The organism is Amaricoccus tamworthensis (assembly GCF_049800875.1).
Classification (GTDB): Bacteria; Pseudomonadota; Alphaproteobacteria; order Rhodobacterales; family Rhodobacteraceae; genus Amaricoccus; species Amaricoccus tamworthensis.
Genome location: NZ_JBNAFV010000001.1, coordinates 839,145 through 862,494 on the forward strand (window position 1 = coordinate 839,145; position 23,350 = coordinate 862,494).

Consider the following 23,350-nt stretch of genomic DNA (forward strand, 5'->3'; position numbering starts at 1 on the left):
AAACAGTATGTTGCAGGATTTCCGCAGACGCACCGTACCCGAAACGGGCGCAGCCCGGCTGGCACTTCTTCGTGAGGCGATGCGGGAGGCGGGCGTCGACGCGTTTCTGGTGCCACGCTCCGACGCGCATCAGGGCGAGAACGTGGCCGAACGGGACGAGCGGCTGGCCTGGCTGACCGGGTTTACGGGCTCGGCGGGCTTTGCGGTGATCGCCCTGGAGCGGGCCGGGATTTTTGTGGACGGGCGCTATACCATTCAGGTGCGCGATGAGGTGGATACGGATATCTACGACATTCGCAACATTCCGGGAGACAGGGCCGAGGACTATCTTCGCGAGGTTCTGCCCGGTGGTGGTCGGGTTGCGTTCGATCCCTGGCTGCACACGGGCGACGCAATTTCCCGGCTGGAAAAAGCGCTCAAGGGGCGTCAGATCGGCCTGCACCGTTCGGACAACCTGATCGACCGCGTTTGGGAGGACCAGCCGGAGCCACCGGCCAACCCGGTTCTGGTGCATCCGGTCGAGTATGCGGGCCGATCTTCGGCGGAGAAACGGGCGGAGATTGCCGCCGGTCTGATGGAGAAAGGCCGGGCGGCGCAGATACTGACGCTGCCGGATTCAATTGCGTGGCTCCTTAACATTCGCGGATCGGACATTGCCCGGACGCCTGTTGTGCATGGGTTTGCGGTACTGAAGGCTGACGCGACGGTGGAGTTTTTCATCAATCCGCGTGAGATCGACGCGACGGTACGGGACCATCTCGGGCCGGATGTCAGCATTCGTGACGTGGCGGATTTTGAGGCCGCGCTGGACGGGCTCACCGGACCGGTGGGTGTTGATCCGGCGACGGCCCCGGTCATGGTGGCTGACAGACTGAGCGCGGCGGGGATTGAGACCGTGGCTGCGGTGGATCCTTGCATTTTGCCGAAAACGCGCAAGACTGAGGCCGAGATCGCCGGGACGCGTGAGGCGCATTTGCGTGACGGGGCGGCGATGGTGCGGTTCCTCGCCTGGTTTGACAAACGGGCGCCGGAGGGCGGGCTGACCGAGATTGATGCGGTCAAACGCCTTGAGGAGGAACGTGCGGCGACGGGTGTGTTGAAAGAAATCTCCTTTGAGACAATCAGCGCCGCCGGGCCCAACGGGGCGATTGTGCACTACCGCGTGAGCGAGGCGAGCAACCGGGAGATTGTGCCCGGCGAACTGTTCCTGCTCGACAGTGGAGCGCAGTATCAGGACGGAACCACCGACATCACCCGGACGCTGACCACCGGGTCGGTGCCGGAGGATGCGAAAGTGCCCTATACTCTGGTTCTTCGAGGCATGATTGCGATGTCGGACCTGCGCTGGCCCGAAGGCCTGGCCGGGCGGGAGATCGACGCGGTAGCGCGGGCGGATCTGTGGCGGCATGGCATGGATTACGATCACGGCACGGGACATGGCGTTGGGGCCTACCTGGGCGTGCATGAGGGACCGGCCTCGCTGTCGCGGCGGTCCGGGGCCAAACTTGAGCCTGGAATGATCCTGTCGATTGAGCCGGGATATTACCGGGAGGGCGCGTTTGGCATCCGGATCGAGAACCTTGGGGTGGTGAGCGGCCCGAAACGGCGTGCGGGCGAGGACCGGGCGATGCTGGAGTTTGAGACGCTCACCTTTGCGCCGATTGATACGCGGCTGGTGGATGTGCACCTGCTGGGGCGCGAGGCCCGTGACTGGCTCAATGCCTATCACGCGGAGGTTCGTGAGAAGCTGACACCTCTGTTGGATGCGGATGCGGCGGCATGGCTCGAAGCGGCCTGTCGACCCGTGTGAGCCCTACCCCGCCTCGACCAGAAGGGCGTTGGCGGCAGCGCGGGCTTCGGCGGTGACAACGTCGCCGGCCAGCATTCGGGCGAGTTCCTCGCGCCGTTCCTCGGTGGAGAGTGGCGTAACGATGGTGCGGACGGTGCCTTTAGGGCCAGGCTCCTTGCCGATGCGCCAGTGCTGCACGCCGAATGACGCGACCTGGGGCGAATGGGTGACCACGAGAACCTGGGAGTTTTGGCCGAGCGACTGAAGACGTCGGCCCACGGCGTCTGCGGTGGCTCCGCCGACGCCGCGGTCAATTTCGTCAAAGATCAGCGTGAGACCGTCCGAGCGGCCGCTGAGGCAGACTTTCAGGGCCAGCAGGAAGCGGGAAAGCTCGCCGCCGGATGCCACCTTGTCGATGGGTCCGGACGGGGATCCGGGGTTGGTGGCCGCGGTGAAGCGCACCTGGTCGGTGCCGGTGGGGCCGGGATCGGCAGGTTTGATCTCGGTCGTGAAAACTGCGCGGTCGAGTTTGAGCGGCACCAGTTCCGACTTCATGCGCCGGTCGAGGTCTTTGGCCGCCGCGCGGCGTTTTTTGGACAGGGCTTCGGCGGCGGTGGCGTAGTCGGCCTCGACCGCTTTGAGGTCTTTGGCGAGTGCGGCCAGTTCGTCCTCGGCGCCGGTGATTTTTTGCAGGCGCGCGTCGAATTCAGCCGAGAGGTCCGGCAGTTCCTCCGGTGTGACCTGGTATTTGCGGGCGAGACCGCGGATGGCGAAGAGCCGCTCCTCGACCTCCTCAAGTTCGCCAGGGTCACCCGCGAGTTGGGACTGAACATCGTCGAGACCGGTTGAGACCTCGGCCAACTCGTTCAGGACCCGGGAGAGGCTGTCGATGACGGGATCGAGCAGGCCATCCGCATCGGGCGCGGCGGCCTCAAGCCAGCGCATGGCCTGGATGAGCGCGCCTTCGGCCCCCTCGGATCCGGTGGCCTGCACCGCGTTGGCGATATCCTCGCGGATTTTTTCGGCCGCGCGGAGCTGCCGCCGGCGGGTGTCGAGTTGCGGTTCCTCTTCCGGCTGCGGGTCAATGGCGGTGATTTCCTCAACCGCATGGGCGAGGTATTCGGCATCTTTTTTGGAGGCCTCATGGGCGGCGGTCACGTCAGCGATGCGTTGCGCGATATGCTGACGTTTTTCCCATGCCTCCGCCACGCGTTTCAGGGCGGGTGCCGCCCCGGCGTAGTCGTCGAGCAGCGGGCGGTGGCCAGTCGGGTTCAGGAGGCCGCGGTCATCCTGCTGACCGTGAATTTCGACCAGAGTGGCTGAGAGATTGCGCAGGGTCTCGGCGGTTGCGCGGCGATCATTGACCCAGGCCTGGCGACGACCGTCCTTCGACAGTGTGCGGCGGATGATCAGGCCGTCATCCGGATCGAAGCCGCCCTCCTCAAGGATGGATCGGGCGGGATGATCGGCAGGAAGATCGAATTCGGCCGTGACCTCGCCCTGCTCCGCTCCGCTGCGCACAAGGCCGGAACGGACGCGCCAGCCGAGGACGAAACCGAGTGAATCGAGAAGGATGGATTTACCGGCGCCGGTTTCGCCGGTGAGCACGTTCAGGCCGGGCTGAAACCCCAGTTCAGCGGTCTCGATCAGCACCATGTCGCGAACACTCAGGGAAGTGAGCATTGTTCAGACCCTTGTTGCCGGTGTCAGCGCCAGTCTCCCTTGACGACCTGACGGTACGTGCGTTCCAGCCATCCGGCGTTGTCTTCGGTCGCCACGACCTCGGCGCCGGTCAGAAGCTCATAACTCTCGGCATACCAGATGGTTCCCTGGAAGTTGTGGCCGAGAATGGCACCCGCCGTCTTGGCCTCTTCCACCAGGCCCAGAGAGAGATACGCCTCCACCATGCGGTGAAGCGCCTCGGGGGTGTGGGTCGTGGTTTGGTAATCCTCGACAACGACACGGAAGCGGTTGATCGCGGCGGTGTAATGGCCGCGGTTGAGGTAGTAGCGGCCCACCTCCATCTCCTTACCGGCGAGATGGTCGAGGGCGAGTTCGAATTTCAGTTCGGCCGATTTGGCAAATTCACTGTCCGGGTAGCGCTCAATGATGTCGCGCATTTCCTGGAGGGCCTGGAAGGTGTTTTCCTGGTCGCGGCCAATATCGACGATCTGATCGTAGTAGGACAGTGCAATAAGGAACTGCGCGTAGGCGGCATCCTCGTCGGCGGGGAAAAACTCAAGATAGCGTTCCGCCGCGCCGCGGCTCTCGGCGTAAAGTGCGCCCTCGTGGAAGGCGAAGGCCGACATGAGCATCGAGCGTTTTGCCCATTCGGAATAGGGATAGAGCCTTTCAACCTCAAGGAAGCGTTCCCCTGCCCCGCGCGGGTCGCCTTCGGCCAGAAGGGCCTCGCCACTGAGGTAAATGTCCTGGGCGGAGCGGGTTTCAATCGGGGGTTCCTGATTTCGGCTGCAGGCACCCAACATGAGCAACGTCAGGCCGACAAGGCAGGCCAGGGCCGTACCGCGTCCCGAAACATTCATCATACTCATACTGCCTTCGAACCTGCCTGCTTTCGCTACCCCCTCACGCATGGTGAGGGCTGCACCCGATTAGCACAGCTTGTCAGGGGGGTGAAACGAAAAGCGCAGTCCACCGGGGTGGACCGCGCCATGGCCTGTAGCCCGCCTCAAACGGCGTGGGGTAAATCGGCGGGGTTGACCCCCGCTCCAGGAAGCGTGTGCTCGGCATCGCGGTCGAGATAGACAAACTCGCAGGCGCCGGGCGTCGCGAAAAGCTTGCGCAGCAGTTTGTTGGTCGGTCCGTGACCGGCCCGCACACCCTTGTAGGCACCGATGATCGGAGCGCCGGCAAGCGCCAAGTCGCCAACCGCATCGAGCATTTTGTGACGCACGCATTCGTCCGCACGACGGAAGCCGCCCGGATTCAGCACCTCGTCGCCATCCACGATCACGGCGTTGTCAAGCGAGCCGCCAAGACCCAGGCCATTGGCCTGCAGCGCCTCAACCTCGGAGCGGCGGGCGAAGGTCCGGCAGTCGGAAAGCTCGTGCACGAACGTACCATTGTGCATGGACAGCTGCCGGCTCTGGTGACCGATGGCCGCGTCCTCGAAATCAATGTCGAAATCGATCGAGAAGGACTCGGCGGGCGAAAGTTCAGCCACGATCGGACCGTCCTCGTAGCGCACGGTTTTCAGAACACGCAGCGCACGGACCGGGCGGTCGATCGGGCGGAGACCCGTTTTGAGGATCGCCTTGACGAAGCGGTACGAGCTGCCGTCCATGATCGGAACCTCGGGACCATCGATGTCGATATCGACATGGGTCACGCCGAGACCGGCAAGAGCGGCCATGAGATGCTCAACGGTGGAAACGGATGCGCCAGCCTCGTTCGTAAGACGTGTGCAGAGCGTCGTGTCATTTACCAGATCGTAACGGGCCGGAATCATGTTGTCGCGGTCGGTGATATCCACACGATGGAATCGAATCCCGCCGGCATCGGACGGCCGCAGCACAAGCCGCGCCGGACGACCGGAGTGCAGGCCCATGCCCGCAAGCGATATCTCGCGTCTGACTGTCGTTTGCATTGTAGCCCCCAGCATTACTGCTCTTGCCTGAAACCTGATCGGTGGTTTTCCACCTGTTGCAACGCAATATAGGGGTGTGACGGTTTGGCGACAAATCAAGCTTTGTGACCGATTGCAACAGAGTTATGACACGTTTTAAGTTAATGATTTCACGCACAAAAAAGGCGCCCGCGGTATGCGGACGCCTTTTTGTGTTACCGATGGAACGAACCGTGACCGGTTCGCGTTTAAATCAGTTTGCCTGGCGGCGCAGGAAAGCCGGGATCTCGACTTTTTCGCGCTCGGTGTCCTCGTAACGGGACTCGGCAGGTGCGTGGGCGTGCGCCTCGGCGGTCTGCTGCTCGGCTACCCGCGGACGCTCCGGTGCCTGCTCGCGATTGGACTGACCCGTCATTTTGTGGATCAGGCTGTTGATGGTCAGACGACCCTGAGCGGCGGCGGGGCCAAGCTGTGCCTTGGGCTGCTGCTGCACGGAGCGAACCATAGGCTCGGCGCGGGGTACGTTGTGAACCGCGGCCTGAAGCCGCGACAGCGCTTCCGGGGACGGCTCGGGCTTGTTGTCGATCTTCGGCTGGCCGAAGGGCGCGGTGCGCTGCTGAACCTGCGGTGCGGGCTCGGCGACCGGTTCACGGACCTGCGCATCGGCGAAGCTCGGGGCCGGTGCGGGCTGATCCGCCACGGTTGCCGCGGCCGGTGCGTAACCGGAATACTCAACGCGGGCTTCCTCAGGCTGGGCAACCGGTTCCGTTTTTGCCTCAGCGGCAGGTGCCGGCGTCGGAGCCGGTGCGGCTACGGGTTCGCTCACGGTCGAGGAAGCGGTTGCCGGTGCCGGCTCGGCTTTGGCGACCGCGTCGATGCCGGTGGCAACGACCGATACGCGCATCATGCCAGCCATTTCCGGGTCCAGCGTGGAGCCGACCATGATGTTGGCTTCCGGGTCGACCTCGGTGCGGATCCGGTTTGCGGCCTCGTCCAGTTCGAACAGGGTCAGGTCCGGACCAGCCGTGACATTGATTAGAACGCCGCGGGCGCCCTTGAGGCTGATCTCGTCGAGCAGCGGGTTCGCTATCGCCTTCTCGGCTGCCTGAACCGCGCGGTCCTCGCCCTCGGACTCGCCGGTGCCCATCATGGCCTTGCCCATCTCGTTCATCACGGAGCGGACGTCCGCGAAGTCGAGGTTGATGATACCAGGACGAACCATCAGGTCGGTCACGCCTTTCACGCCCTGGTAGAGTACGTCATCGGCCAGGGTGAAGGCTTCGGTGAAAGTTGTTTTCTCGTTCGCCAGCCGGAACAGGTTCTGGTTGGGAATGATGATCAGGGTGTCGACGTGCTTCTGCAGTTCCTCAACGCCCTGTTCGGCCTGGCGCATGCGGCGCGAGCCCTCGAACTGGAACGGCTTGGTGACAACACCAACCGTCAGGATGCCCATCTCGCGTGCGGCCTTGGCGATGATCGGAGCGGCACCCGTTCCGGTACCGCCGCCCATGCCACCGGTGATGAAGCACATGTGGCAGCCGGACAGCTTCTCGACAATTTCCTCGATGGACTCTTCCGCCGCAGCCGCGCCAACCTCGGGACGCGCACCCGCGCCAAGTCCCTCGGTCACCCGTGCGCCGAGCTGAAGTTTGTTGGCCGCGCTGGACTGGTTCAGGGCCTGAGCGTCGGTGTTGGCCACGACAAACTCACAACCCTCCAGCTCCTGTTCGATCATGTTGTTGACCGCGTTGCCTCCAGCACCGCCGACCCCAACCACCGTGATCCGGGGGCTGAGATCCTGGGTCACAGGAATGCTAAGTGTTAACGCCATATCTTCGTTCTCCGCCTCTTTTGTTCGCTCCGTCATCCGCGCCCCCGCGCGGTGAAGCCCGCCGTTTTCATGACGCCAACGTAGCCCAAACAACCCCTGGGGTCACGCAAAATCATGTGGTTAGCCCCAATATATTGTGTTTTGCTACTAGATGCAGAGGAAATTTGCTATGTATCCGCAAGTTACCAGTTCTCCTTAAACCACCGCAAAGCGCGGACCACTTTGCGTGCCCCCTGCCGATCGGCTGGCAATTCGAAATCCCAGCACTCGTCATGGGGTTCGGAGACGTGAATCGCGAGTCCGACAGGAGCCGAAAACGCGGTTCCGGAGGCCGACTGGGGCAGTCCCTGGACCCTCAGCGGCTTACCGATTCGGCACTGGCGGCCGAGGATGTGGGAGGCCACGGTGTCCATTCCAGGGATCTGTGCGGTGCCACCCGTTAACACAATCTGTTGTGATGGAAGATGCTCGAACCCCGAGGCGTCGAGTCTGGCGCGCACGCCTTCGAGGATTTCCTCGACCCTCGGACGCATCACTCCGATGAGTTCCGAGCGGCTGATCTGGCGCCGGTTGTGGTCCCAGTCGCCGAGGGCAGAGGGCAGTTCGATCATATCCCGGTCGTCGATGCCGGTGGCGATCAGACCGCCGTGCATCGTCTTGAGACGTTCGGCATCCTGCATGGAAATCTGAAGCCCCTGCGAGATGTCGCTGGTGATGTGCGAGCCCCCCATGCGGATGCTGTCGGTGTAGATCATCTGCTTGCGGACGAAGAGGCTGATGCCGGAGATGCCCGCGCCGATGTCGATACAGGCGGCACCGAGTTCCTGCTCATCCTCCACGAGGCTCGCGAGAGCACTCGCATAGGGAGTAGAGATCAGCCCGGCCAGTTCGAGGTCACAGCGCCGGATGCAGTGGAGAATGTTGCGCATGGGCGTGGACCCGACGGTCACGAGGTGCATGTCCACCTCAAGCTGGTTGCCGATCTGGCCGCGCGGGTTGGTCAGGCCCGAACGCTGATCCAGGCAGAAATTGACCGGCATGGCATGGATCGGGTCGCGGTCATCGCCGTAGTCGGGGTAGTCACAGGCCGCGAGAACGTGACCAATGTCGGTTTCCGCGACCGCGCCATTGGCGACGGCAACCTCGCCCGTCACGCCATAGGATCGGGGTTTGCCGCCGGAGAAGCTGACGAGAACATGGTCGAGGCGCAGGTTCGCCATCTTCTGGGCGCCCTGGACCGCGGTGCGCACGGCGCGCTCGCATTCGTCCATCGAGGTAATCTCGCCAAAGGAGATACCGCGGGATCGGGTGATTGCGGCACCGATGACCCGAAACGCGCCCTGGCGCAGCACGGTGCGGGTTTCGGCGCCCTCGCCGACCTCCTCGGGCACGAACTGAAGCACCAGACAGACGACCTTGGACGTACCGATGTCCAGAACCGCGATCACACCCCGTTTAAGTGCGGCCTCACGGCGGGCCCGCATCGCCCGTTGCAGGTCGTAAATCTGCTGATTCATGCATCTTCTCCCAACGCAATCATTCTCAATCTTACCAGTTCGGATTCCGCGAATTCGGACAGACGCAGCATCGGCCTTTCCGGATTGCGCAAATCTATTGCCACCACATCGCGGTCCAGAAGGTCTTCCGCGGCGTGCAGCGCCATGACCCGCCGCAGCGCGGAAAGGGGATCCTCTTCCGGCAGCTGGATGATCTGGTCGCGGTCCAGAACCAGATCCCAGCGCCGCTCGCCCACGCGGACGAGGCCGCGGATGCGGTCATGGAGCGGCTGCGCCCCGTCCAGCAGGCGCAGGGCCTGGGGCACATGGGCCGCGGCCCCTGCCCCGGCGATGAGCGGAAGGTCGGGGCGGCGCAGGCGGCTGTCGACCTCCGCCACGCGGACCCCGTTATGATCAAGAAGTTGAAGCCCGGTCATCGACCGCCAGACGACCACGGGCAGGCGCTCAATGGCGCGGATTTCAAGAACACCATTGGCATGGGCCCGCACGCTGGCGCGTTCCACGGCATCGAGGGACTCGACCCGCTCGCGGACCTGATTGACATCGACCTCAAGACTGTTGGCAGGAAGACGGACGAAGGCGGCCACGCGGATCTGTTCGGCCAGATCCTCACTGACGCCGGGGATGTCCATGCTGGAAATGATGAACTGTGGGCGCTCAACAATGGCCGCACGGGTGTCGTTCCAGATGCGGCTCACGCTGCCCGCAAGATCAAACTCCGCCATCAGGGTCCAGGATGCGGCAAGGCCCGCGATCATGGGAACGCCGACATTCACCAGCCGACGGAACCCTGGCCGGAGCCACAGACGGGTCGCGCGATAGCGCAAACGGGAAGGAGCCGGGTCGCGCCGGCGGTTTTTCACCGGTCGCATGAGGCGTCCTCCACCATCCAGCGACACAGGGTGCCGAAATCCATACCGCAATGGGCGGCCTGCTCAGGGGCAAGCGATGTGGGCGTCATGCCGGGCTGGGTGTTGGTTTCGAGAAGAAACAGACCCTCGAGGCCCCTAGTCTCGTCCCAGCGAAAATCGGTACGGCTCACCCCCCGGCATCCAAGCGACTGGTGGGCGCGCAGGGCGTAGTCGAGGCAGGCCGTCTCGATGTCTTTGGGGATCTCAGCGGGGATCACGTGGCGGGAGCCGCCCGTGGAGTATTTCGCATTATAGTCGTACCAGCCATCCGCATAGATGTCGGTCACTGCAAGCGGCTCGTCCCCACGTACGGCAACAGTCAGCTCGCGGCCGGGCAGAAATTCCTCGACCATGAGCAGGTCGGGCATGTCATTTGCGATCCGGGCGGGGCCGTTGGCATGTTCGCTGACTATATATACGCCGACGGAAGACCCCTCATTGTAGGGTTTGACCACGTAGGGTGGCTCCATCGGGTGGGACGTCCTGATCCGCTCTTTCGTTTCGAGCAGACTGGTCGCGACCGGAAGTCCGGCGGCCCTGAAGAAATCCTTGGCGCGGATTTTGTCTATGGCCAGTGCGGAGGCCAAAACGCCGGAATGGGTATAGGGAATGGCCATCCATTCAAGGAGGCCCTGGACGCATCCGTCCTCGCCCCAGCGGCCATGCAGGGCATTGAACACCACGTCGGGTTTTTCACGGTCGAGAACCTGCGCAAGGTCGCGGCCCGCGTCTATTTCGACGACGTCGTATCCTTCATTCCGCAACGCAGCGGCACATTCACGGCCCGATACAAGCGACACTTCGCGCTCGACCGAAAGGCCGCCTTTTAACACTGCAATGCGGGCTGCTGTCCTGCTCGACATGCCCGGCCTCATTTCTGTCCGCCGCCGTTTTCGGCTGTTCGGACCTTTATTTACGGGTCAATTTTTTTTCCGACCCGCATTATTTCCCACTCTAGCTTGATTCCGCTGTGATCGAAAACCTTTTTTATTACAAATTGTCCGAGATTTTCGAGATCCTCCGCCGTAGCGGTGCCTGTATTTACAAGGAAATTTGGATGCTTGGGCGACATCTGCGCTCCGCCGAGCGAAAATCCGCGCAGGCCCGCGTCATCAATGACTTTCCAGGCCTTCAGATCATGGGTGTCGTCGTCCTGTCCGGTTGAGGAGAAGCCCGCCGGGTTGCGAAAGGTCGAACCGGCGGTGCGGTCCTTTGTGGGCTGGGTCGCGTCACGGCTGGCGATCTGTTTTTCCATTTTGGCATGGAGACCTGCCGCATCGCCCGTTGGCCCGGTCATGGTGACCTCGGTAATAATGACGCCGTCCGGAATGGTGCTGGACCGGTAGGCGAAGCCGAGATCGGCGGCAGTGAATTCTACCGGCTCGCCCTGGCGTGTGAGACCCTTCGCGCCTACGAACACATCAGCCATGTACCCGCCGTAACAGCCCGCATTCATGCGGACTGCGCCGCCGATTGAGCCAGGAATTGTGCGGAGAAACGTCAAATCGATACCCGCATCGGCGGCTTTTTTTGCGACCTGGGCATCAAGTGCTGCGGCACCGGCCGTGACCCGGTCGCCCTCGATATGGATCTGGTTGAAATTGCGTCCCATGCGGATGACCACGCCGTCAATTCCGCCATCACGCACGATGAGGTTGGAGCCGACACCCATTGGCATGACGGGAATGTCTTCGGGCGTTCCTTTGAGAAAGGCGGCGAGGTCCTCCGGGTCGGCAGGCATGAAAAACCACTCGGCCGGACCACCGACGCGGAGCCAGGTCAGGCTGTCGAGGGCGCGTTCCTTCGCCAAAGTGCCCCGGACCTCCGGAAGGGTTTTGGTCATTTGATCAGCCACCCGTGCGGACCCCTTATGCTTCAACCGGTTCGTTCAGACGCTCGGGCAAGGCGTTGGCCCAGTTGGAAATTGAACCGGCGCCCAGGAAAATCAGAATGTCACCCGGCTGGCACTCGGCCTTTGCGAGGTCCACAAGGCCCTCTTCCCCCGCAACGGCGATGGCGCGGCGGTGGCCGTGGGCAACGAGACCGCCGACGAGGGTGTCACGGCTGATGCCCTCGATGGGCGCCTCGCCCGCGGCATAGACATCAGTGATGACCACGGTATCGGCGTCGTTGAAGCAGCCGCAAAACCCCGTGAAGAGGTCGTGCAGACGGGAATAGCGGTGGGGCTGATGCACGGCGATAACCCGGCCCTTGGTGGCCTGGCGGGCGGCCTTGAGGGCTGCGGTGATCTCGACCGGGTGATGGGCGTAGTCGTCGATGATCGTGACGCCGTTCCATTCGCCCACGCGGGTAAACCGCCGGTTCACGCCACCAAAGGATTTCAGCGACTCGCGGATGGCGCTTTCGGGAATTCCGAGATGGCGGGCGACGGCGATGGCGGCGAGCGCGTTCGAGACGTTGTGGTCGCCGGTCATGGGCAGGATCAGGCCCTCGATCAGGCGGTCGCTGTCGTGGAACATGGCGTCGAAAACGGCCTTCCCGTCTTCATAGCGGAGATTGCGGCACTGGACATCGGCCTGCGGGCTAAAGCCGTAGGTGGCGACGCGGCGGTCGGTGATCCGACCGACAAGGGCCTGAACCTCCGGGTGGTCGATGCAGCAAACGGCGATGCCGTAAAAAGGGATGTTCGAGACGAATGTGTGGAACGCCTCTTTCAGGGCCTCGAAATCGCCATAGTGGTCCAGGTGTTCCGGGTCGATATTGGTGATGACCGCTATGGTCGCGGGCAAACGGTTGAAGGTTCCGTCACTCTCGTCAGCCTCAACCACCATCCAGTCGCCCTCGCCGATGCGGGCGTTGGAACCGTAGGCGTGGATGATACCTCCATTGATAACGGTCGGGTCCATGGCACCCCCTACAAGCAGGGCCGCGACCATGGAGGTGGTGGTGGTTTTTCCGTGGGTTCCGGCAATGGCCACATTCGATTTCAGGCGCATCAGTTCGGCGAGCATCTCCGCCCGACGCACAACCGGCAGGTTGCGGGCGCGGGCCGCGTCGAGCTCCGGGTTGCCCTTTTTGATGGCGGAGGAGATTACCACGACCTCGGCGCCGTCGAGGTTTTCCGCCTTTTGACCGATGAAGATTTTCGCGCCCATCTCTCCGAGACGTTTGGTGATGGGCGAGCCGCGCAGATCCGATCCCTGGACCTGGAACCCATGGTCGAGCAGAACCTCGGCGATGCCGGACATGCCTATGCCGCCGATACCGGTGAAATGGATGGGGCCGATATCATGGGGCAGTCGGGTCTGTCCGTTCATTCGGGTCGTCCTTTGGTCTTGCGCAGCGCCTCCACCAGTTCGGCCAGGTGGGCGGTCGCGTCGGGTTTACCCTGCGAGAGGCATGCCTGGGCCATGGCGGCGGCGCCCTCGGGGTCGGAAAGAATTTCGGTGATATGCCCTGCCAGGAGCTTCGGCGTCAATTCGCTTTCCTGAATGACAAAAGCCCCGCCCGCTTCCACCAGGCCCTGGGCGTTGGCGTTCTGGTGGTCGTCGAGGGCTGCGGCATAGGGGATGAGAACGGCCGGACGCCCCATAACAGTGATGTCGGCGACCGAGCTGGCGCCGGAACGGCTGATGACGAGCGAGGCCCAGGCCAGACGTTCGGGCACGTCGTCGAAGAACGGGCGCAACTCAGCCTCAACCTCAAGTTCGGCGTATTTCTGCTGAACCCTTTCCATGTCTTCGGGCCGGACCTGCTGCGACAGGCGCAGGCGGTCGCGGATGTCCCAGGGCAATTTGGAAATCGCTTCCGGGACGACGGAGGAAAAGAGCCCTGCTCCCTGGCTGCCGCCGATGACGAGGATATCGATGCCTCCGTCGGGAGAAAGGCGATATGGCGCACCGGCAGCCTCGAGGATCGTGGCGCGTACCGGATTGCCCACATGCTCGCCAACGGCCCCTTCGGGCAGCGGCGTCGGCCAGGTTCCACAGGCCACCAGGTCAACGCGGGAGGCAAAGTGACGGTTCACGCGACCAAGGACGCCGTTCTGTTCGTGGATCAGGCGGGGGATGCGCAGGATCCCGGCTGCGGCCATGGCCGGGAGGGCCGGGTATCCACCGAAGCCGATCACCACATCGGGACGGTCGCGATACATTTCCCATGTCGTGGTTGCCACGCCGCGGGCGATTGTCAGCGGCGTGAGCGCCCGGGTCAGTTTGCTGCCCTGGGCGAATGTGGCGGCGGCGGTGACCTGACGGGTCACGGCCTCGGGGAAATTGCCCGCATAGCGCGCGCCGCGGGCATCGGTGGACAGGCTGACCCGCCAGCCCCGCGCCAGCATGGCCTCGGACAGGGCCTGGGCGGGAAACATGTGCCCGCCGGTGCCTCCTGCGGCGATGAGCAGATAGGGTTGAGTGCTCATGGCTGGAGTGTCCTGTTCTGGGGATGCTGGGCCAGGATTTCATCAAACTCGTTTTGCGGCCGTGTGCGTGTCATGGCGAGGAGAATGCCGAGGCCGAAGCCTGCAGCGATGAGGGACGACCCGCCATAGGAAATAAGTGGCAGCGTCATGCCTTTTGCGGGGAGCAGGCGGACGGCCACGCCCACATTTATCAGGGCCTGCATACCAAGAAGCACGGCGAGACCGGTTCCGGCGAGGCGGATGAACATGTCGCGTTCGACCACGAGACGGAACAGCGAGCGGACGACAATAACGCCGTAGAGGCCAAGGATGACCACGCACAGGATCAGTCCGAACTCTTCCGCCGCCACGGCGATGATGAAATCGGTATGGGCGTCCGGCAGAACCTTTTTGACGGAGCCGTTGCCGATACCGACACCGAGAAAACCGCCCTCATGGATGGCGTTGGTGGCATAGCCGATCTGGCTGCGCGGATCGACCTCGTCGGTCAGGAAACCGTTGATGCGGTAGGCGACGTGAGCTGAGTTATTGTAGGCAAACCACCCGAACGCGATGATACCGGCGCCGACGGTGCCGAGGACTTTGATGGGTGCGCCGGCCACGAAATACATCAGAATCCAGGTGGAAATGATCAGTCCCGCCTGTCCGAAATCCGGCTGGGCGGCGAGGATCAGCATCAGGGCAACGGCAAAAACGAAGGAAATGAGGCGCCCTGGTGGTCCGTTGATGTCAAAACTCGCGGCCATTACCCAGGCGGCAAAGACGGCAAAGGTGGGTTTAAGGAACTCAGAGGGCTGAACCGAGATGACCTTGAGCGAGTACCAGCGGGTGGCGCCCTTGCCGAAATCCGTGCCGAAAACCGGCAACAGCACGACGGCCACGACCGCGACGGCAAAGCCCAGCACCGCGATCCGCCGCAGTCTGGTGGGCGACATCATGGACAGCGTTACCATGCCAAGGAGAGCGGCGATGCCGAAGATGACCTGCCGGGTGACGTAGTGAAAACCGTCGAGTCCATTGCGGGCAGCAAGTGACGGGGACGCGGCCATGCCGAGCAGGAGACCAATGAGAAACAGCGCGAGAATCGCAGCCAGCGACCAGCGATCGACGGTCCGCCACCATGCGGAGAAAATCGCCTCTTCCGGTTCGTCCGGAACGAGGCCATGGACCATATCGGTCATCGGGAACTGCCCTTTCCCTCTTGCCTGTTATCGGTTTCACCCAAGGTTGATCCCCGGCGCGAACCGTTTGCGCGACAGTTTACCATTAATCTGCGGCATTACCAGTAATTCGGCTCAATCCATTAACGAAGGATTAGCCATGAGCGAAATTCGCCTTTCGCGACGCTTCGGGATGCGGTGTCAGAGGGTCGAAAAGAGCGTTAAATTGGGGAATTTTACCGCGCCAAGAGCGTGCCGGGCAGGTTTGTCGCAGGGAACTTTGGCGCCTATACAGGGTTTGGACTGCATCTGAAGTCATACTGACAAACCTGAAACCGGGGGAATTTGAGATGCTGAAACGTACTGCAGCCGTGATGGGTGTTCTGACGCTTGCCGCCTGTGCTGGTGGAACCGAGGAACAGTTTACGATCTCGTCCGTGACCGTGAATACCGATCTGTCCGCCATTCAGAGCCGCGATGCGGTCGATTACTGGCAAAACCTGAGCAGCGACCTCGAAACCGCAATCGCGGCCGAGTTTATTGGCGCGGTCGATCCGTCCGGGCATCCGCTCACGGTCGATGTTGACGAACTTTCGCTGAGCGAAACGTTCTCGGCGGATGCCACGATTGACAGCGCAGCACTGGCCGGAGTGGTCACGGTTGGTGACATTGAGCCTGATGGACGGCCGGACCCGGCCTACACGGTGACGGCAACTGCGCAGGATGCAACGCCCTATCTCCAGAGTGAAAATGTCGTGGATATCGATCCGTCAACCGCTGGCTACTACGATGCCATCGTCAAGGCGTTTGCCAGTGGGGCAGCCGACGCCGTCCGGTCGGGTGGTTAATTCGCGGCTTTAACAAAATAATTCAGGCCTGGGTCGCTTTGCGGGCGATCCAGACCGTGTGACCGCGACACTCCGTGTCCTCGGCCTTGAACTGGCGCAGTTCAAGGCCGTTTGACTCCATAAGTTCAGTGTAGCCGGCGGGGCTGTGGCTTGAGTGCAGCACGGTTTGACCGTTGACCGTGCCGGGAACACTTTCCCCGGCACTGGGTCCGGAAGAGAACATGAGTGCGCCGCCCGGCTTCAGATGGTGTGCGAAGATGGGGAACATGGCTGACTGCTGAGCCATGGTCAGATGGAAAAAACTGTTCCAGGCGATGATACCGTCGAAATTTTGCTTAAGGGACAAAGCCGTCATGTCCGCTTCAATCCAGGCATAATCGGGGAACCGGTTTCGGGCGAGGTCCAGCATGGCCGGAGCGAAATCCACACCTGTAACGCGATGCCCCCTTTCAATCAGGTACGCAGCAATGGGCTCGGCGCTGCCGCATCCCATATCGAGGATCTCAGCCTGATCGGTCAGACTTGACAGGAAGCGATCGAGCCAGGCGCGCTCGAACAGGGTTTTGCCACGATGTGCGTCAAAGGCCTGGGCGTGTTCGTTGTAGACACTGCGGTGCAGTTCGCTGCGGGCTGCGGGGTCGTCAGGCACCTTTCAGCGCGTCCCGCACCAGCATCTCGAATGCATCGCCGCGGGCCTCGAAACTTTTGAACTGGTCGAAGCTGGCGCAGGCCGGGGCTAACAGAACGGTGTCGCCGGGCTGTGCGTCAGCCATGGCCGCCTCCACCGCCGCATCGAGCGTGGTGCAGACACGGTTCGGCGTATCGCCGAGAGTGTCCGCGAACGCCCCAGCGGCTTCTCCGATCAGGTAAGCCCCGGCGATGCGGTCAAACAGGGGGCGGAGTGGTTCGATGCCGCCGGCCTTGGGCTGTCCACCGGCGATCCAGCGGATGTTCCTGTAACTGCTGAGCGCCTTGCCAGCGGCGTCGGCATTGGTGGCCTTGCTGTCATTGACGTAGCGGATGTCGTTGTGAATCGCGACGAGTTTGGAGCGGTGCGGCAGGCCCGGATAGGAACGCATGGCCTTCTCAATGGGTTTGGGGCCAAGACCAAGCGAGCGGGCGGCCGCGTAGGCGGCGCAGGCGTTTTGGTGATTGTGCGCGCCCGGCAGGTTTTCCATGTCGCGCAGGTCAATCGAGCCGGTTTGCCGTCCGTGCCGCCACTCGGAGAGGAAACCCTTGCGGGCAAAGATGTTCCAGCCGGGGCCGGAAAGTTTGCGGCTGGAGGCAATTTCAATGACCGGATCGCCAGTGCCGGCCATTTCGCGCATGGTATTGGCGAGGAAGCGGCCCTCCTTGCCATCGACCCCAATGATGCTGCGCGACGGACCACCCTGGGTGAAGAGGCGGCGCTTGGCTGCGAAATAGCCGCCCTCCCCTCCGTGACGGTCAAGGTGATCCGGCGAGAGGTTGAGAAAAACGGCAATGTCAGGCTGTAGCGCCCGGGCCAGTTCGGTCTGGTAGGATGACAGTTCGAGGACCACCACCATCCCGTCCTCGGCGGGTTCGAGATCGAGCACACCGCGGCCGATGTTGCCGCCCATCTGTGCCGGTCGTCGGGCCTCCTTCAGGATGTGGGTCAGCAGAGCGGTGGTTGTGGATTTGCCGTTCGAGCCGGTGATGCAGACCACCTGGGGCATCCTGTCGAAATAGTCCCATTCCTCATCAGCGAAGGAGCGGAAGAACAGGCCCACGTCGTTATCCACAGCGACGCCCGCGTCCCATGCGGCGGCGATTGCGGGATGCGGTTCGGGGTACAGGTGTGGGATGCCTGGGCTCACTATGAGGGCCGCAACGCCCTCGTAAGCGCCTGGTTTGCTCAGATCCAGAAGGTTGACGCCATCCGCTGTCATGCGGGCAGCTTCGGTGTCGTCCCACGCGATGACCTCGGCCCCGCCCGCCTCAAGGGCACGAACGGTCGGGAGACCGGACCGACCAAGGCCGAGCACCGCGACTTTATGGCCGTCATAGCCGCGAACGGGGATCATGACAGCTTCCTTTCGCTTCGGGACACATTGGACCAATCACCTTTCAATTTCTGTAGTGCAATATCGCGCGGAATGGAGAGATGCCATACACCGGCGGGAAATAACGATATTATCCTCGATTTGAAGAACCGTGGGTTGTATCGACAGGTATTGCACTCTGACACAGCCTCCGACGCGATGTACCATAGCCTAAACCACTTTAAATCTGTCCTGACGTACCAACTCTTCGTGAAACCAGCGGATACGAACTACCTGTTGGCGCGATGGCTGGTGATCAACGGCTTTCATGGCGATTTCTTTTGGCAGGCAGCCCAATGTCTGGAGAAATACCTAAAGGCAGCATTACTTGTGAACGAAACCGATGTTTCCCGGTTCGGTCACAATCTGACCCAACTGTTCGAAACTTTATCAACAAAAATGCCCGGATACGTTGCTGCAGAATTTTGTAAACCCGAACAATTGCACAGTGATCACTGGCGTGGCGGATCAAAGTTAGACTTCGTACGTGAGATGGAAAGAAAAGGAAGCCCGGAAAGTCGATATGGATTGGTCAGTTGGAACCGGGAACCCGACGAACTCTTTAAACTGGATCAACTCGCATTTGATATCCGGCGACTCACCGTCGGCCTGAACTGGGTAATTGGTATTGATTTTGACATCGACCTGCGAGATGAAGGTTTCCGAGGCAGAACTTATGGCGATGTCTTAAAAAGCGATGCGAGCTACACGCCAAGGGAGCTATTTGGCGAGTGGGACAAACTGATCTGCTTTCCTAGCCAACAATTCCCGGCCAAAACGCGCGATGACGTACTGCGTACGTGGAATTTCCCGTTTGGCCTTGGAGATTCAAAAACAGGCGCGGAATGTCCATCAAATATCCTGCCAACGTTCGGCCCATTCCTGAACAACCCTCTTTATATGTTGCTTCAACGGTTACGGGCCAAACATCCTGGCGACACATTGACTCGCGAAGGGACGACATGGTTGCTAAGAAACATTAAACTGTCCAAACAAGACAAGCGAGCGTTGGAAATTTTATTGTAAGAGGTCTAGGATCAAGCAGAGCTTTTCGGGCTCCTCAAAAATCACATAACTCGAAATTAATCTCTACCGCTCGTAAGGCAAATGCACTTGGCTCAACATGGGGGCGCTCTACCGCCCCGTCACGGCATCCTGACAAGCGTGGAGCACGCCAGGCCTCAAAACCTCCATATCGGTCACCGGATTTTCAGGGTTGCGAGACCGATCATGGCCAGTATCAGGGAAATGATCCAAAACCGGATGACGATCTGCGGTTCGGCCCAGCCGAGCTTTTCGAAGTGGTGATGGATTGGTGCCATAAGAAACACGCGCTTCTTCGTGCGCTTGTAGTAAAGCACCTGAATGATCACGGACAGGGCCTCGACCACGAACAGGCCGCCGACGATTGCCAGAACGATTTCGTGCTTGATGGCCACGGCAATTGCCCCAAGAGCCCCGCCAAGCGCGAGTGAGCCGGTATCGCCCATGAACACGGCAGCGGGGGGCGCATTGTACCACAGGAAGCCGAGACCGCCGCCAATGAGGGCCGCGACGAATACAGCTATCTCACCGGTGCCCGGCACGAAATGCAGGCCGAGATATTCGGTGTAGTCCACGCGGCCAACGACATAAGCGATGAACCCCAACGCCGACGCGGCAATGATCACCGGCATGATCGCGAGCCCATCAAGGCCGTCGGTCAGGTTCACCGCGTTGGCGGAACCGACGATGACCAGCATGGCGAAAGGCACGAAGAGAACACCCAGGCCCAACAGGTATTCCTTGAAAACCGGGAAGGCGAGCTGGCCGCTCAGGGGCTCCGGGTGCAGCCACATGGACCAGCCACCGGCGATGAGCGCAATTAGAAAACCGATGGCGAGGCGGACCTTGCCCGATACGCCCGCGTGGGTCTGTTTGCTGACCTTGGCATAGTCGTCCGCGAAACCGATCAGACCGAAGCCGATGGTCACGAACATGATCATCCAGATGTAGCCATTGTCCCACCGCGCCCAGAGCAGCGTCGAGAACACCATGGCTGACAGGATCAAAAGTCCGCCCATGGTAGGCGTTCCCGCCTTGGCGATGATGTGGGCTTCGGGTCCATCGGTACGGATGGGCTGACCCCGTCCCTGACGGATCCGAAGCATGTTGATGAGAGGGCGGCCAAAAATGAAGCCGAACAGCAGGGCCGTCAGGAAAGCAGCCCCGGAACGAAAGGTTATGTATCTGAAAACATTTAGAAAGCTTACGTTCTCGGACAGTTCGGCCAAAAAATAGAACATTTGGCTATGTCATTCCTCTGATTTGTTCGCGGGCACGGCGACGCCCATGCGTTTCACCGCATCGACGACACATCCCATGCGCGATCCGAGTGAACCTTTTACCATCGCGATATCGCCCGCATCCAGAAGCTTTCCGGTTTTCGCGGCCATTTTTTCCGAACTGCTGAACCATTCGCCACGCCTTGCCACCGGCAGCGCGTCGTGGAGGGCTTTCATGAGTGGCCCCGCGCAGTGAACGGTGGCAACCGACGCCATGGACGGAATGTCGGCCAGTGCGGCGTGAATCGCCTTTTCGCTCTCACCGAGCTCAAGCATGTCGCCGAGAAAGGCGATTCTGCGGCCGCGGCTGACCCGTCCAACCCCGTCCTCGGGTTCCTCGGACGCTAGCACGTCGAGCGCGGCTTCCATCGCGGCGGGATTGGCGTTGTAGCTTTCATCAATCAACAGGATGTTGCCGTCCAAACCGCCCGGCCCCATGACCACGTTCCAGCGCGCCCCCCGGCCCTCGGGCGAGGTCCACGAGGACAGGGACAGAGCCGCGCGGCCCATATCCGCACCCAGCGCGTCAATGGCGGCCAGCACCGCCAGGGCGTTCAGCGCAAGATGTTTTCCGGGGGCGCTGACGTGGTAGAGGAATTTCTCGGAGCCTTTGCGGGCCGAGACGGACGTGCCGTTACCGGTCACGCGAACGTCGAGGCACCTATACTCAGGCCGACCGGTGGCCCCAAACCTGACGACACGAACCCCAGCCCTGCGTGCGGCGCGCAACAGGGTTGGGTAGGTCGGGATGTCGCGGTTGAGAATGATCGTGCCGCCCGGGTCCATGCCCTGGACGATTGAGGCCTTTTCGCGGGCAATACCCTCCACATTGGCGAAAGCCGCAAGATGGACCGCCGCGACCGTCGTGATGATCGAAACATCTGGACGCGCAAGTCGTGACAGCGGGGCGATCTCGCCCGGCGCATTCATTCCAATTTCGATCACGGCGTAATCGGCATCCGCAGGCATCCGCGCCAGGGTCAGGGGAACGCCCCAATGGTTGTTGTAGCTCTTCTCCGCCGCATGGACGCGGGCCTGCGCACCAAGCGCCGTACGGAGCATTTCCTTAGAGCCGGTTTTCCCCGCAGACCCGGTGACCGCTACGACTTTGCCTGAGAACCTAGCTCGGGCGGCGCGGGCCATGTCCTCAAGAGCGGGCAGAACATCGTCGACGAGCAGTAGCGGTGCATCGGGAGTGACGCCGTCCGGGATGCGGGATACCAACGCGGCGGCGGCCCCACGTTCAAGTGCTGAGGCGACGAAGTCGTGGCCATCCCGTTCAGCCTTCAGTGCAACGAAGAGGTCGCCCGGAATGAGCGTACGGGTGTCGATGGACACGCCACGCGCTTTCCAATGTCCCTGAGCCCTGCCGCCTGTGGCGCGGGCTGCCTCCTCCGATGTCCAGAGCGGGGTCACGAGCCGAGACCGTCCAGCGCGGATACCGCGACACTGGCCTGTTCAAGGTCGTTGAAGGGCAGCACGTCATCGCCCACGATCTGGCCCGTTTCGTGGCCTTTGCCGGCAATCAGCAGCGCGTCACCGGGCTGAAGCGCGTCAACGGCGGCCAGAATGGCCTCCGCACGATCGCCGATCTCCGTTGCTTCCGGACAGCCCGGCATGATTTCGGCGCGAATGGATGCCGGGTCCTCGCTGCGCGGATTGTCGTCGGTGACATAGACCACATCGGCGTTTTCCGCGGCAGCCTGCCCCATGAGCAAACGTTTGCCGCGGTCCCGGTCACCACCGGCGCCGAACACGACGACGAGACGGCCCATGACATGAGGACGCAGGGCATCGAGCGCCGTGTGCAGAGCTTCGGGCGTGTGGGCATAGTCGACGAAAACCGCCGCACCGTTTTCGCGGGTCGCCGCACGCTCCATACGGCCACGGACCGTGCGCAACTCGCGCAACGCCTCGAAGACGTCATCGGGCTTTGCACCGGAACCGATGGCGAGGCCCGCGGCGACGAGGGCGTTGTGGCCCTGGAAGCCACCGATCAGTTCAAGCCGCGTGCCGTGACTGCGGCCGCGCCACTGGAAAAGTAGTTCCTGACCGGTCGCGTCGAACCGCTGGCCGAGCAGGCGAAGGTCCGCATCCTCGCCGCGACCAACCGTAATGGCGTTCTGGCCTCGGGCGCGAACAATCGCGAGTACGCTTTCGCCGTGGCGGTCGTCCATGTTGATGACAGCCGTTCCGCCCCGGGGCAGGACGCGGTCAAAAAGCCCCATTTTGGCGTCAAAATATTCCTCGAACCCGGCGTGGTAATCGAGATGGTCGCGGGAAATATTGGTAAACCCTGCAGCGGTGAGGCGCACGCCATCAAGGCGACGCTGGTCCAGACCATGGCTGGAGGCTTCCATGGCGGCGTGGGTCACTCCGCTCCGGGCCAGATCACTGAGCAGTTCGTGCAGGATTACGGGCTCAGGTGTTGTATGGCTCAGGGGAGCGGAGACCGCGCCCTCTACGCCGACCGTCCCGAAATTAACGGCCCGTTGGCCGGCGGTTTCCCAGATTTGGCGCGTGAAACTGGCGACGGAGGTTTTTCCGTTGGTTCCCGTTACCGCAACGATGGTTTCGGGCTGCGCCCCGAACCAGCGGGCCGCGGCAATGGCAAGGGTGCGCCTTGGTTCTGACGAGACCACAACCGGCACCGGCAAAGGGCCGAGTTCCTTCTCGGCGATCTCAAGGCCGGCCGCGTCGGTCAGAACCACGGCCGCTCTCATCCGGAGCGCGTAGGATATGAACTCGGCTCCATGAACGTTGCTGCCCGGCATGGCCGCGAAGAGGTGGCCCTCCTCCGTGCGGCGGCTGTCGACCGATATGCCGGAAATGCTCGGCAGGGTTCCCGACCAGTCGCCACCGCGACGTGTCCCGGCCAAAAGTCCCAGTTCCTCAAAACCCATCAGGGTGTCAGCTCGTTCTGATCCGGTCATGATCCCC

The 23,350-nt window shown here is 62.0% G+C and carries 19 protein-coding genes; 3 read left to right on the forward strand and 16 right to left on the reverse strand.

All coding sequences use genetic code 11. The features are described from left to right. Window positions 1-7: 7 nt before the first annotated feature. On the forward strand, window positions 8-1,810 hold the full coding sequence (locus tag ACP15P_RS04005; RefSeq protein ID WP_424927204.1) for an aminopeptidase P family protein: 1,803 nt from the start codon (window positions 8-10) through the stop codon (window positions 1,808-1,810). Window positions 1,811-1,813: 3 nt separating this feature from the next. On the opposite strand, the gene recN is transcribed toward ACP15P_RS04005, so the two are convergent. The 11 genes from recN to ACP15P_RS04060 all read right to left on the reverse strand — a co-directional run bounded on the left by recN (window position 1,814) and on the right by ACP15P_RS04060 (window position 15,196). Continuing rightward, entirely contained in the window at window positions 1,814-3,472 is a 1,659-nt protein-coding gene (gene recN, locus ACP15P_RS04010) for a DNA repair protein RecN (RefSeq protein WP_424927205.1), read from the reverse strand. 23 nt (window positions 3,473-3,495) lie between these two features. After that, a complete protein-coding gene (locus ACP15P_RS04015) occupies window positions 3,496-4,332 on the reverse strand; it encodes an outer membrane protein assembly factor BamD (RefSeq protein WP_424927299.1) in 837 nt (278 codons plus the stop codon). A 146-nt stretch (window positions 4,333-4,478) separates the two neighbouring features. After that, window positions 4,479-5,396 (reverse strand): UDP-3-O-acyl-N-acetylglucosamine deacetylase, encoded by a 918-nt coding sequence (lpxC, locus tag ACP15P_RS04020; RefSeq protein ID WP_424927206.1) that lies wholly within the window; start codon window positions 5,394-5,396, stop codon window positions 4,479-4,481. 232 nt (window positions 5,397-5,628) lie between these two features. Beyond that, complete coding sequence (gene ftsZ / locus ACP15P_RS04025) at window positions 5,629-7,206, reverse strand: cell division protein FtsZ (protein WP_424927300.1); 1,578 nt, start codon at window positions 7,204-7,206, stop codon at window positions 5,629-5,631. Between the two features lie 182 nt (window positions 7,207-7,388). Beyond that, a complete protein-coding gene (ftsA, locus tag ACP15P_RS04030; RefSeq protein ID WP_424927207.1) occupies window positions 7,389-8,723 on the reverse strand; it encodes a cell division protein FtsA in 1,335 nt (444 codons plus the stop codon). Beyond that, window positions 8,720-9,595 (reverse strand): cell division protein FtsQ/DivIB, encoded by an 876-nt coding sequence (locus ACP15P_RS04035; RefSeq protein ID WP_424927208.1) that lies wholly within the window; start codon window positions 9,593-9,595, stop codon window positions 8,720-8,722. Before ACP15P_RS04035 ends, ftsA begins: the two co-directional genes overlap by 4 nt. Next, window positions 9,583-10,497 (reverse strand): D-alanine--D-alanine ligase, encoded by a 915-nt coding sequence (locus ACP15P_RS04040; protein ID WP_424927209.1) that lies wholly within the window; start codon window positions 10,495-10,497, stop codon window positions 9,583-9,585. The genes ACP15P_RS04035 and ACP15P_RS04040 overlap by 13 nt, the downstream gene beginning before the upstream one ends. Before the next feature lie 50 nt (window positions 10,498-10,547). After that, window positions 10,548-11,477, reverse strand: coding sequence for a UDP-N-acetylmuramate dehydrogenase (gene murB / locus ACP15P_RS04045; protein WP_424927210.1), 930 nt, complete (start codon window positions 11,475-11,477; stop codon window positions 10,548-10,550). A gap of 25 nt (window positions 11,478-11,502) precedes the next feature. After that, the gene (gene murC / locus ACP15P_RS04050; RefSeq protein WP_424927211.1) at window positions 11,503-12,912 is read right to left on the reverse strand and encodes a UDP-N-acetylmuramate--L-alanine ligase; all 1,410 of its coding nucleotides are present in this window, start codon (window positions 12,910-12,912) and stop codon (window positions 11,503-11,505) included. Continuing rightward, window positions 12,909-14,015, reverse strand: a complete 1,107-nt coding sequence (locus ACP15P_RS04055; RefSeq protein WP_424927212.1) for a UDP-N-acetylglucosamine--N-acetylmuramyl-(pentapeptide) pyrophosphoryl-undecaprenol N-acetylglucosamine transferase — start codon at window positions 14,013-14,015, stop codon at window positions 12,909-12,911. Before ACP15P_RS04055 ends, murC begins: the two co-directional genes overlap by 4 nt. Continuing rightward, a complete protein-coding gene (locus tag ACP15P_RS04060; protein WP_424927213.1) occupies window positions 14,012-15,196 on the reverse strand; it encodes an FtsW/RodA/SpoVE family cell cycle protein in 1,185 nt (394 codons plus the stop codon). Before ACP15P_RS04060 ends, ACP15P_RS04055 begins: the two co-directional genes overlap by 4 nt. A gap of 329 nt (window positions 15,197-15,525) precedes the next feature. Here ACP15P_RS04060 and ACP15P_RS04065 point away from each other — a divergent pair, with 329 nt between their 5' ends. Continuing rightward, window positions 15,526-16,023 (forward strand): hypothetical protein, encoded by a 498-nt coding sequence (locus tag ACP15P_RS04065; RefSeq protein ID WP_424927214.1) that lies wholly within the window; start codon window positions 15,526-15,528, stop codon window positions 16,021-16,023. 22 nt (window positions 16,024-16,045) lie between these two features. On the opposite strand, the gene ACP15P_RS04070 is transcribed toward ACP15P_RS04065, so the two are convergent. Together ACP15P_RS04070 and murD are read right to left on the reverse strand one after the other, a co-directional pair. After that, the gene (locus ACP15P_RS04070) at window positions 16,046-16,672 is read right to left on the reverse strand and encodes a class I SAM-dependent DNA methyltransferase (protein WP_424927215.1); all 627 of its coding nucleotides are present in this window, start codon (window positions 16,670-16,672) and stop codon (window positions 16,046-16,048) included. Further along, the gene (murD, locus tag ACP15P_RS04075) at window positions 16,665-18,068 is read right to left on the reverse strand and encodes a UDP-N-acetylmuramoyl-L-alanine--D-glutamate ligase (protein WP_424927216.1); all 1,404 of its coding nucleotides are present in this window, start codon (window positions 18,066-18,068) and stop codon (window positions 16,665-16,667) included. The genes ACP15P_RS04070 and murD overlap by 8 nt, the downstream gene beginning before the upstream one ends. A 255-nt stretch (window positions 18,069-18,323) precedes the next feature. On the opposite strand from murD, the gene ACP15P_RS04080 reads away from it, so the two are divergent. Further along, complete coding sequence (locus ACP15P_RS04080; protein ID WP_424927217.1) at window positions 18,324-19,112, forward strand: HEPN domain-containing protein; 789 nt, start codon at window positions 18,324-18,326, stop codon at window positions 19,110-19,112. Window positions 19,113-19,285: 173 nt separating this feature from the next. Here ACP15P_RS04080 and mraY read toward each other — a convergent pair whose 3' ends face one another. The 3 genes from mraY to ACP15P_RS04095 form a co-directional block, all read right to left on the reverse strand. Beyond that, entirely contained in the window at window positions 19,286-20,371 is a 1,086-nt protein-coding gene (mraY, locus tag ACP15P_RS04085; protein ID WP_424927218.1) for a phospho-N-acetylmuramoyl-pentapeptide-transferase, read from the reverse strand. 9 nt (window positions 20,372-20,380) lie between these two features. Further along, window positions 20,381-21,748, reverse strand: a complete 1,368-nt coding sequence (locus tag ACP15P_RS04090; RefSeq protein WP_424927219.1) for a UDP-N-acetylmuramoyl-tripeptide--D-alanyl-D-alanine ligase — start codon at window positions 21,746-21,748, stop codon at window positions 20,381-20,383. A gap of 74 nt (window positions 21,749-21,822) precedes the next feature. Next, window positions 21,823-23,343 carry a UDP-N-acetylmuramoyl-L-alanyl-D-glutamate--2,6-diaminopimelate ligase gene (locus ACP15P_RS04095; RefSeq protein WP_424927220.1) on the reverse strand — a complete coding sequence of 507 codons (1,521 nt, stop codon included), beginning with the start codon at window positions 23,341-23,343 and terminating at the stop codon, window positions 21,823-21,825. Window positions 23,344-23,350: the final 7 nt, after the last annotated feature.

What these genes read in the sequence shown, in the direction of transcription:
- ACP15P_RS04005 (WP_424927204.1), top strand. Translation starts at nt 8, where the DNA reads ATGTTGCAGGATTTCCGCAGACGCACCGTACCCGAAACGGGCGCAGCC.
- recN (WP_424927205.1), bottom strand. Translation starts at nt 3,472, where the DNA reads ATGCTCACTTCCCTGAGTGTTCGCGACATGGTGCTGATCGAGACCGCT.
- ACP15P_RS04015 (WP_424927299.1), bottom strand. Translation starts at nt 4,332, where the DNA reads ATGAATGTTTCGGGACGCGGTACGGCCCTGGCCTGCCTTGTCGGCCTG.
- lpxC (WP_424927206.1), bottom strand. Translation starts at nt 5,396, where the DNA reads ATGCAAACGACAGTCAGACGCGAGATATCGCTTGCGGGCATGGGCCTG.
- ftsZ (WP_424927300.1), bottom strand. Translation starts at nt 7,206, where the DNA reads ATGGCGTTAACACTTAGCATTCCTGTGACCCAGGATCTCAGCCCCCGG.
- ftsA (WP_424927207.1), bottom strand. Translation starts at nt 8,723, where the DNA reads ATGAATCAGCAGATTTACGACCTGCAACGGGCGATGCGGGCCCGCCGT.
- ACP15P_RS04035 (WP_424927208.1), bottom strand. Translation starts at nt 9,595, where the DNA reads ATGCGACCGGTGAAAAACCGCCGGCGCGACCCGGCTCCTTCCCGTTTG.
- ACP15P_RS04040 (WP_424927209.1), bottom strand. Translation starts at nt 10,497, where the DNA reads ATGTCGAGCAGGACAGCAGCCCGCATTGCAGTGTTAAAAGGCGGCCTT.
- murB (WP_424927210.1), bottom strand. Translation starts at nt 11,477, where the DNA reads ATGACCAAAACCCTTCCGGAGGTCCGGGGCACTTTGGCGAAGGAACGC.
- murC (WP_424927211.1), bottom strand. Translation starts at nt 12,912, where the DNA reads ATGAACGGACAGACCCGACTGCCCCATGATATCGGCCCCATCCATTTC.
- ACP15P_RS04055 (WP_424927212.1), bottom strand. Translation starts at nt 14,015, where the DNA reads ATGAGCACTCAACCCTATCTGCTCATCGCCGCAGGAGGCACCGGCGGG.
- ACP15P_RS04060 (WP_424927213.1), bottom strand. Translation starts at nt 15,196, where the DNA reads ATGACCGATATGGTCCATGGCCTCGTTCCGGACGAACCGGAAGAGGCG.
- ACP15P_RS04065 (WP_424927214.1), top strand. Translation starts at nt 15,526, where the DNA reads ATGCTGAAACGTACTGCAGCCGTGATGGGTGTTCTGACGCTTGCCGCC.
- murD (WP_424927216.1), bottom strand. Translation starts at nt 18,068, where the DNA reads ATGATCCCCGTTCGCGGCTATGACGGCCATAAAGTCGCGGTGCTCGGC.
- mraY (WP_424927218.1), bottom strand. Translation starts at nt 20,371, where the DNA reads ATGTTCTATTTTTTGGCCGAACTGTCCGAGAACGTAAGCTTTCTAAAT.
- ACP15P_RS04095 (WP_424927220.1), bottom strand. Translation starts at nt 23,343, where the DNA reads ATGACCGGATCAGAACGAGCTGACACCCTGATGGGTTTTGAGGAACTG.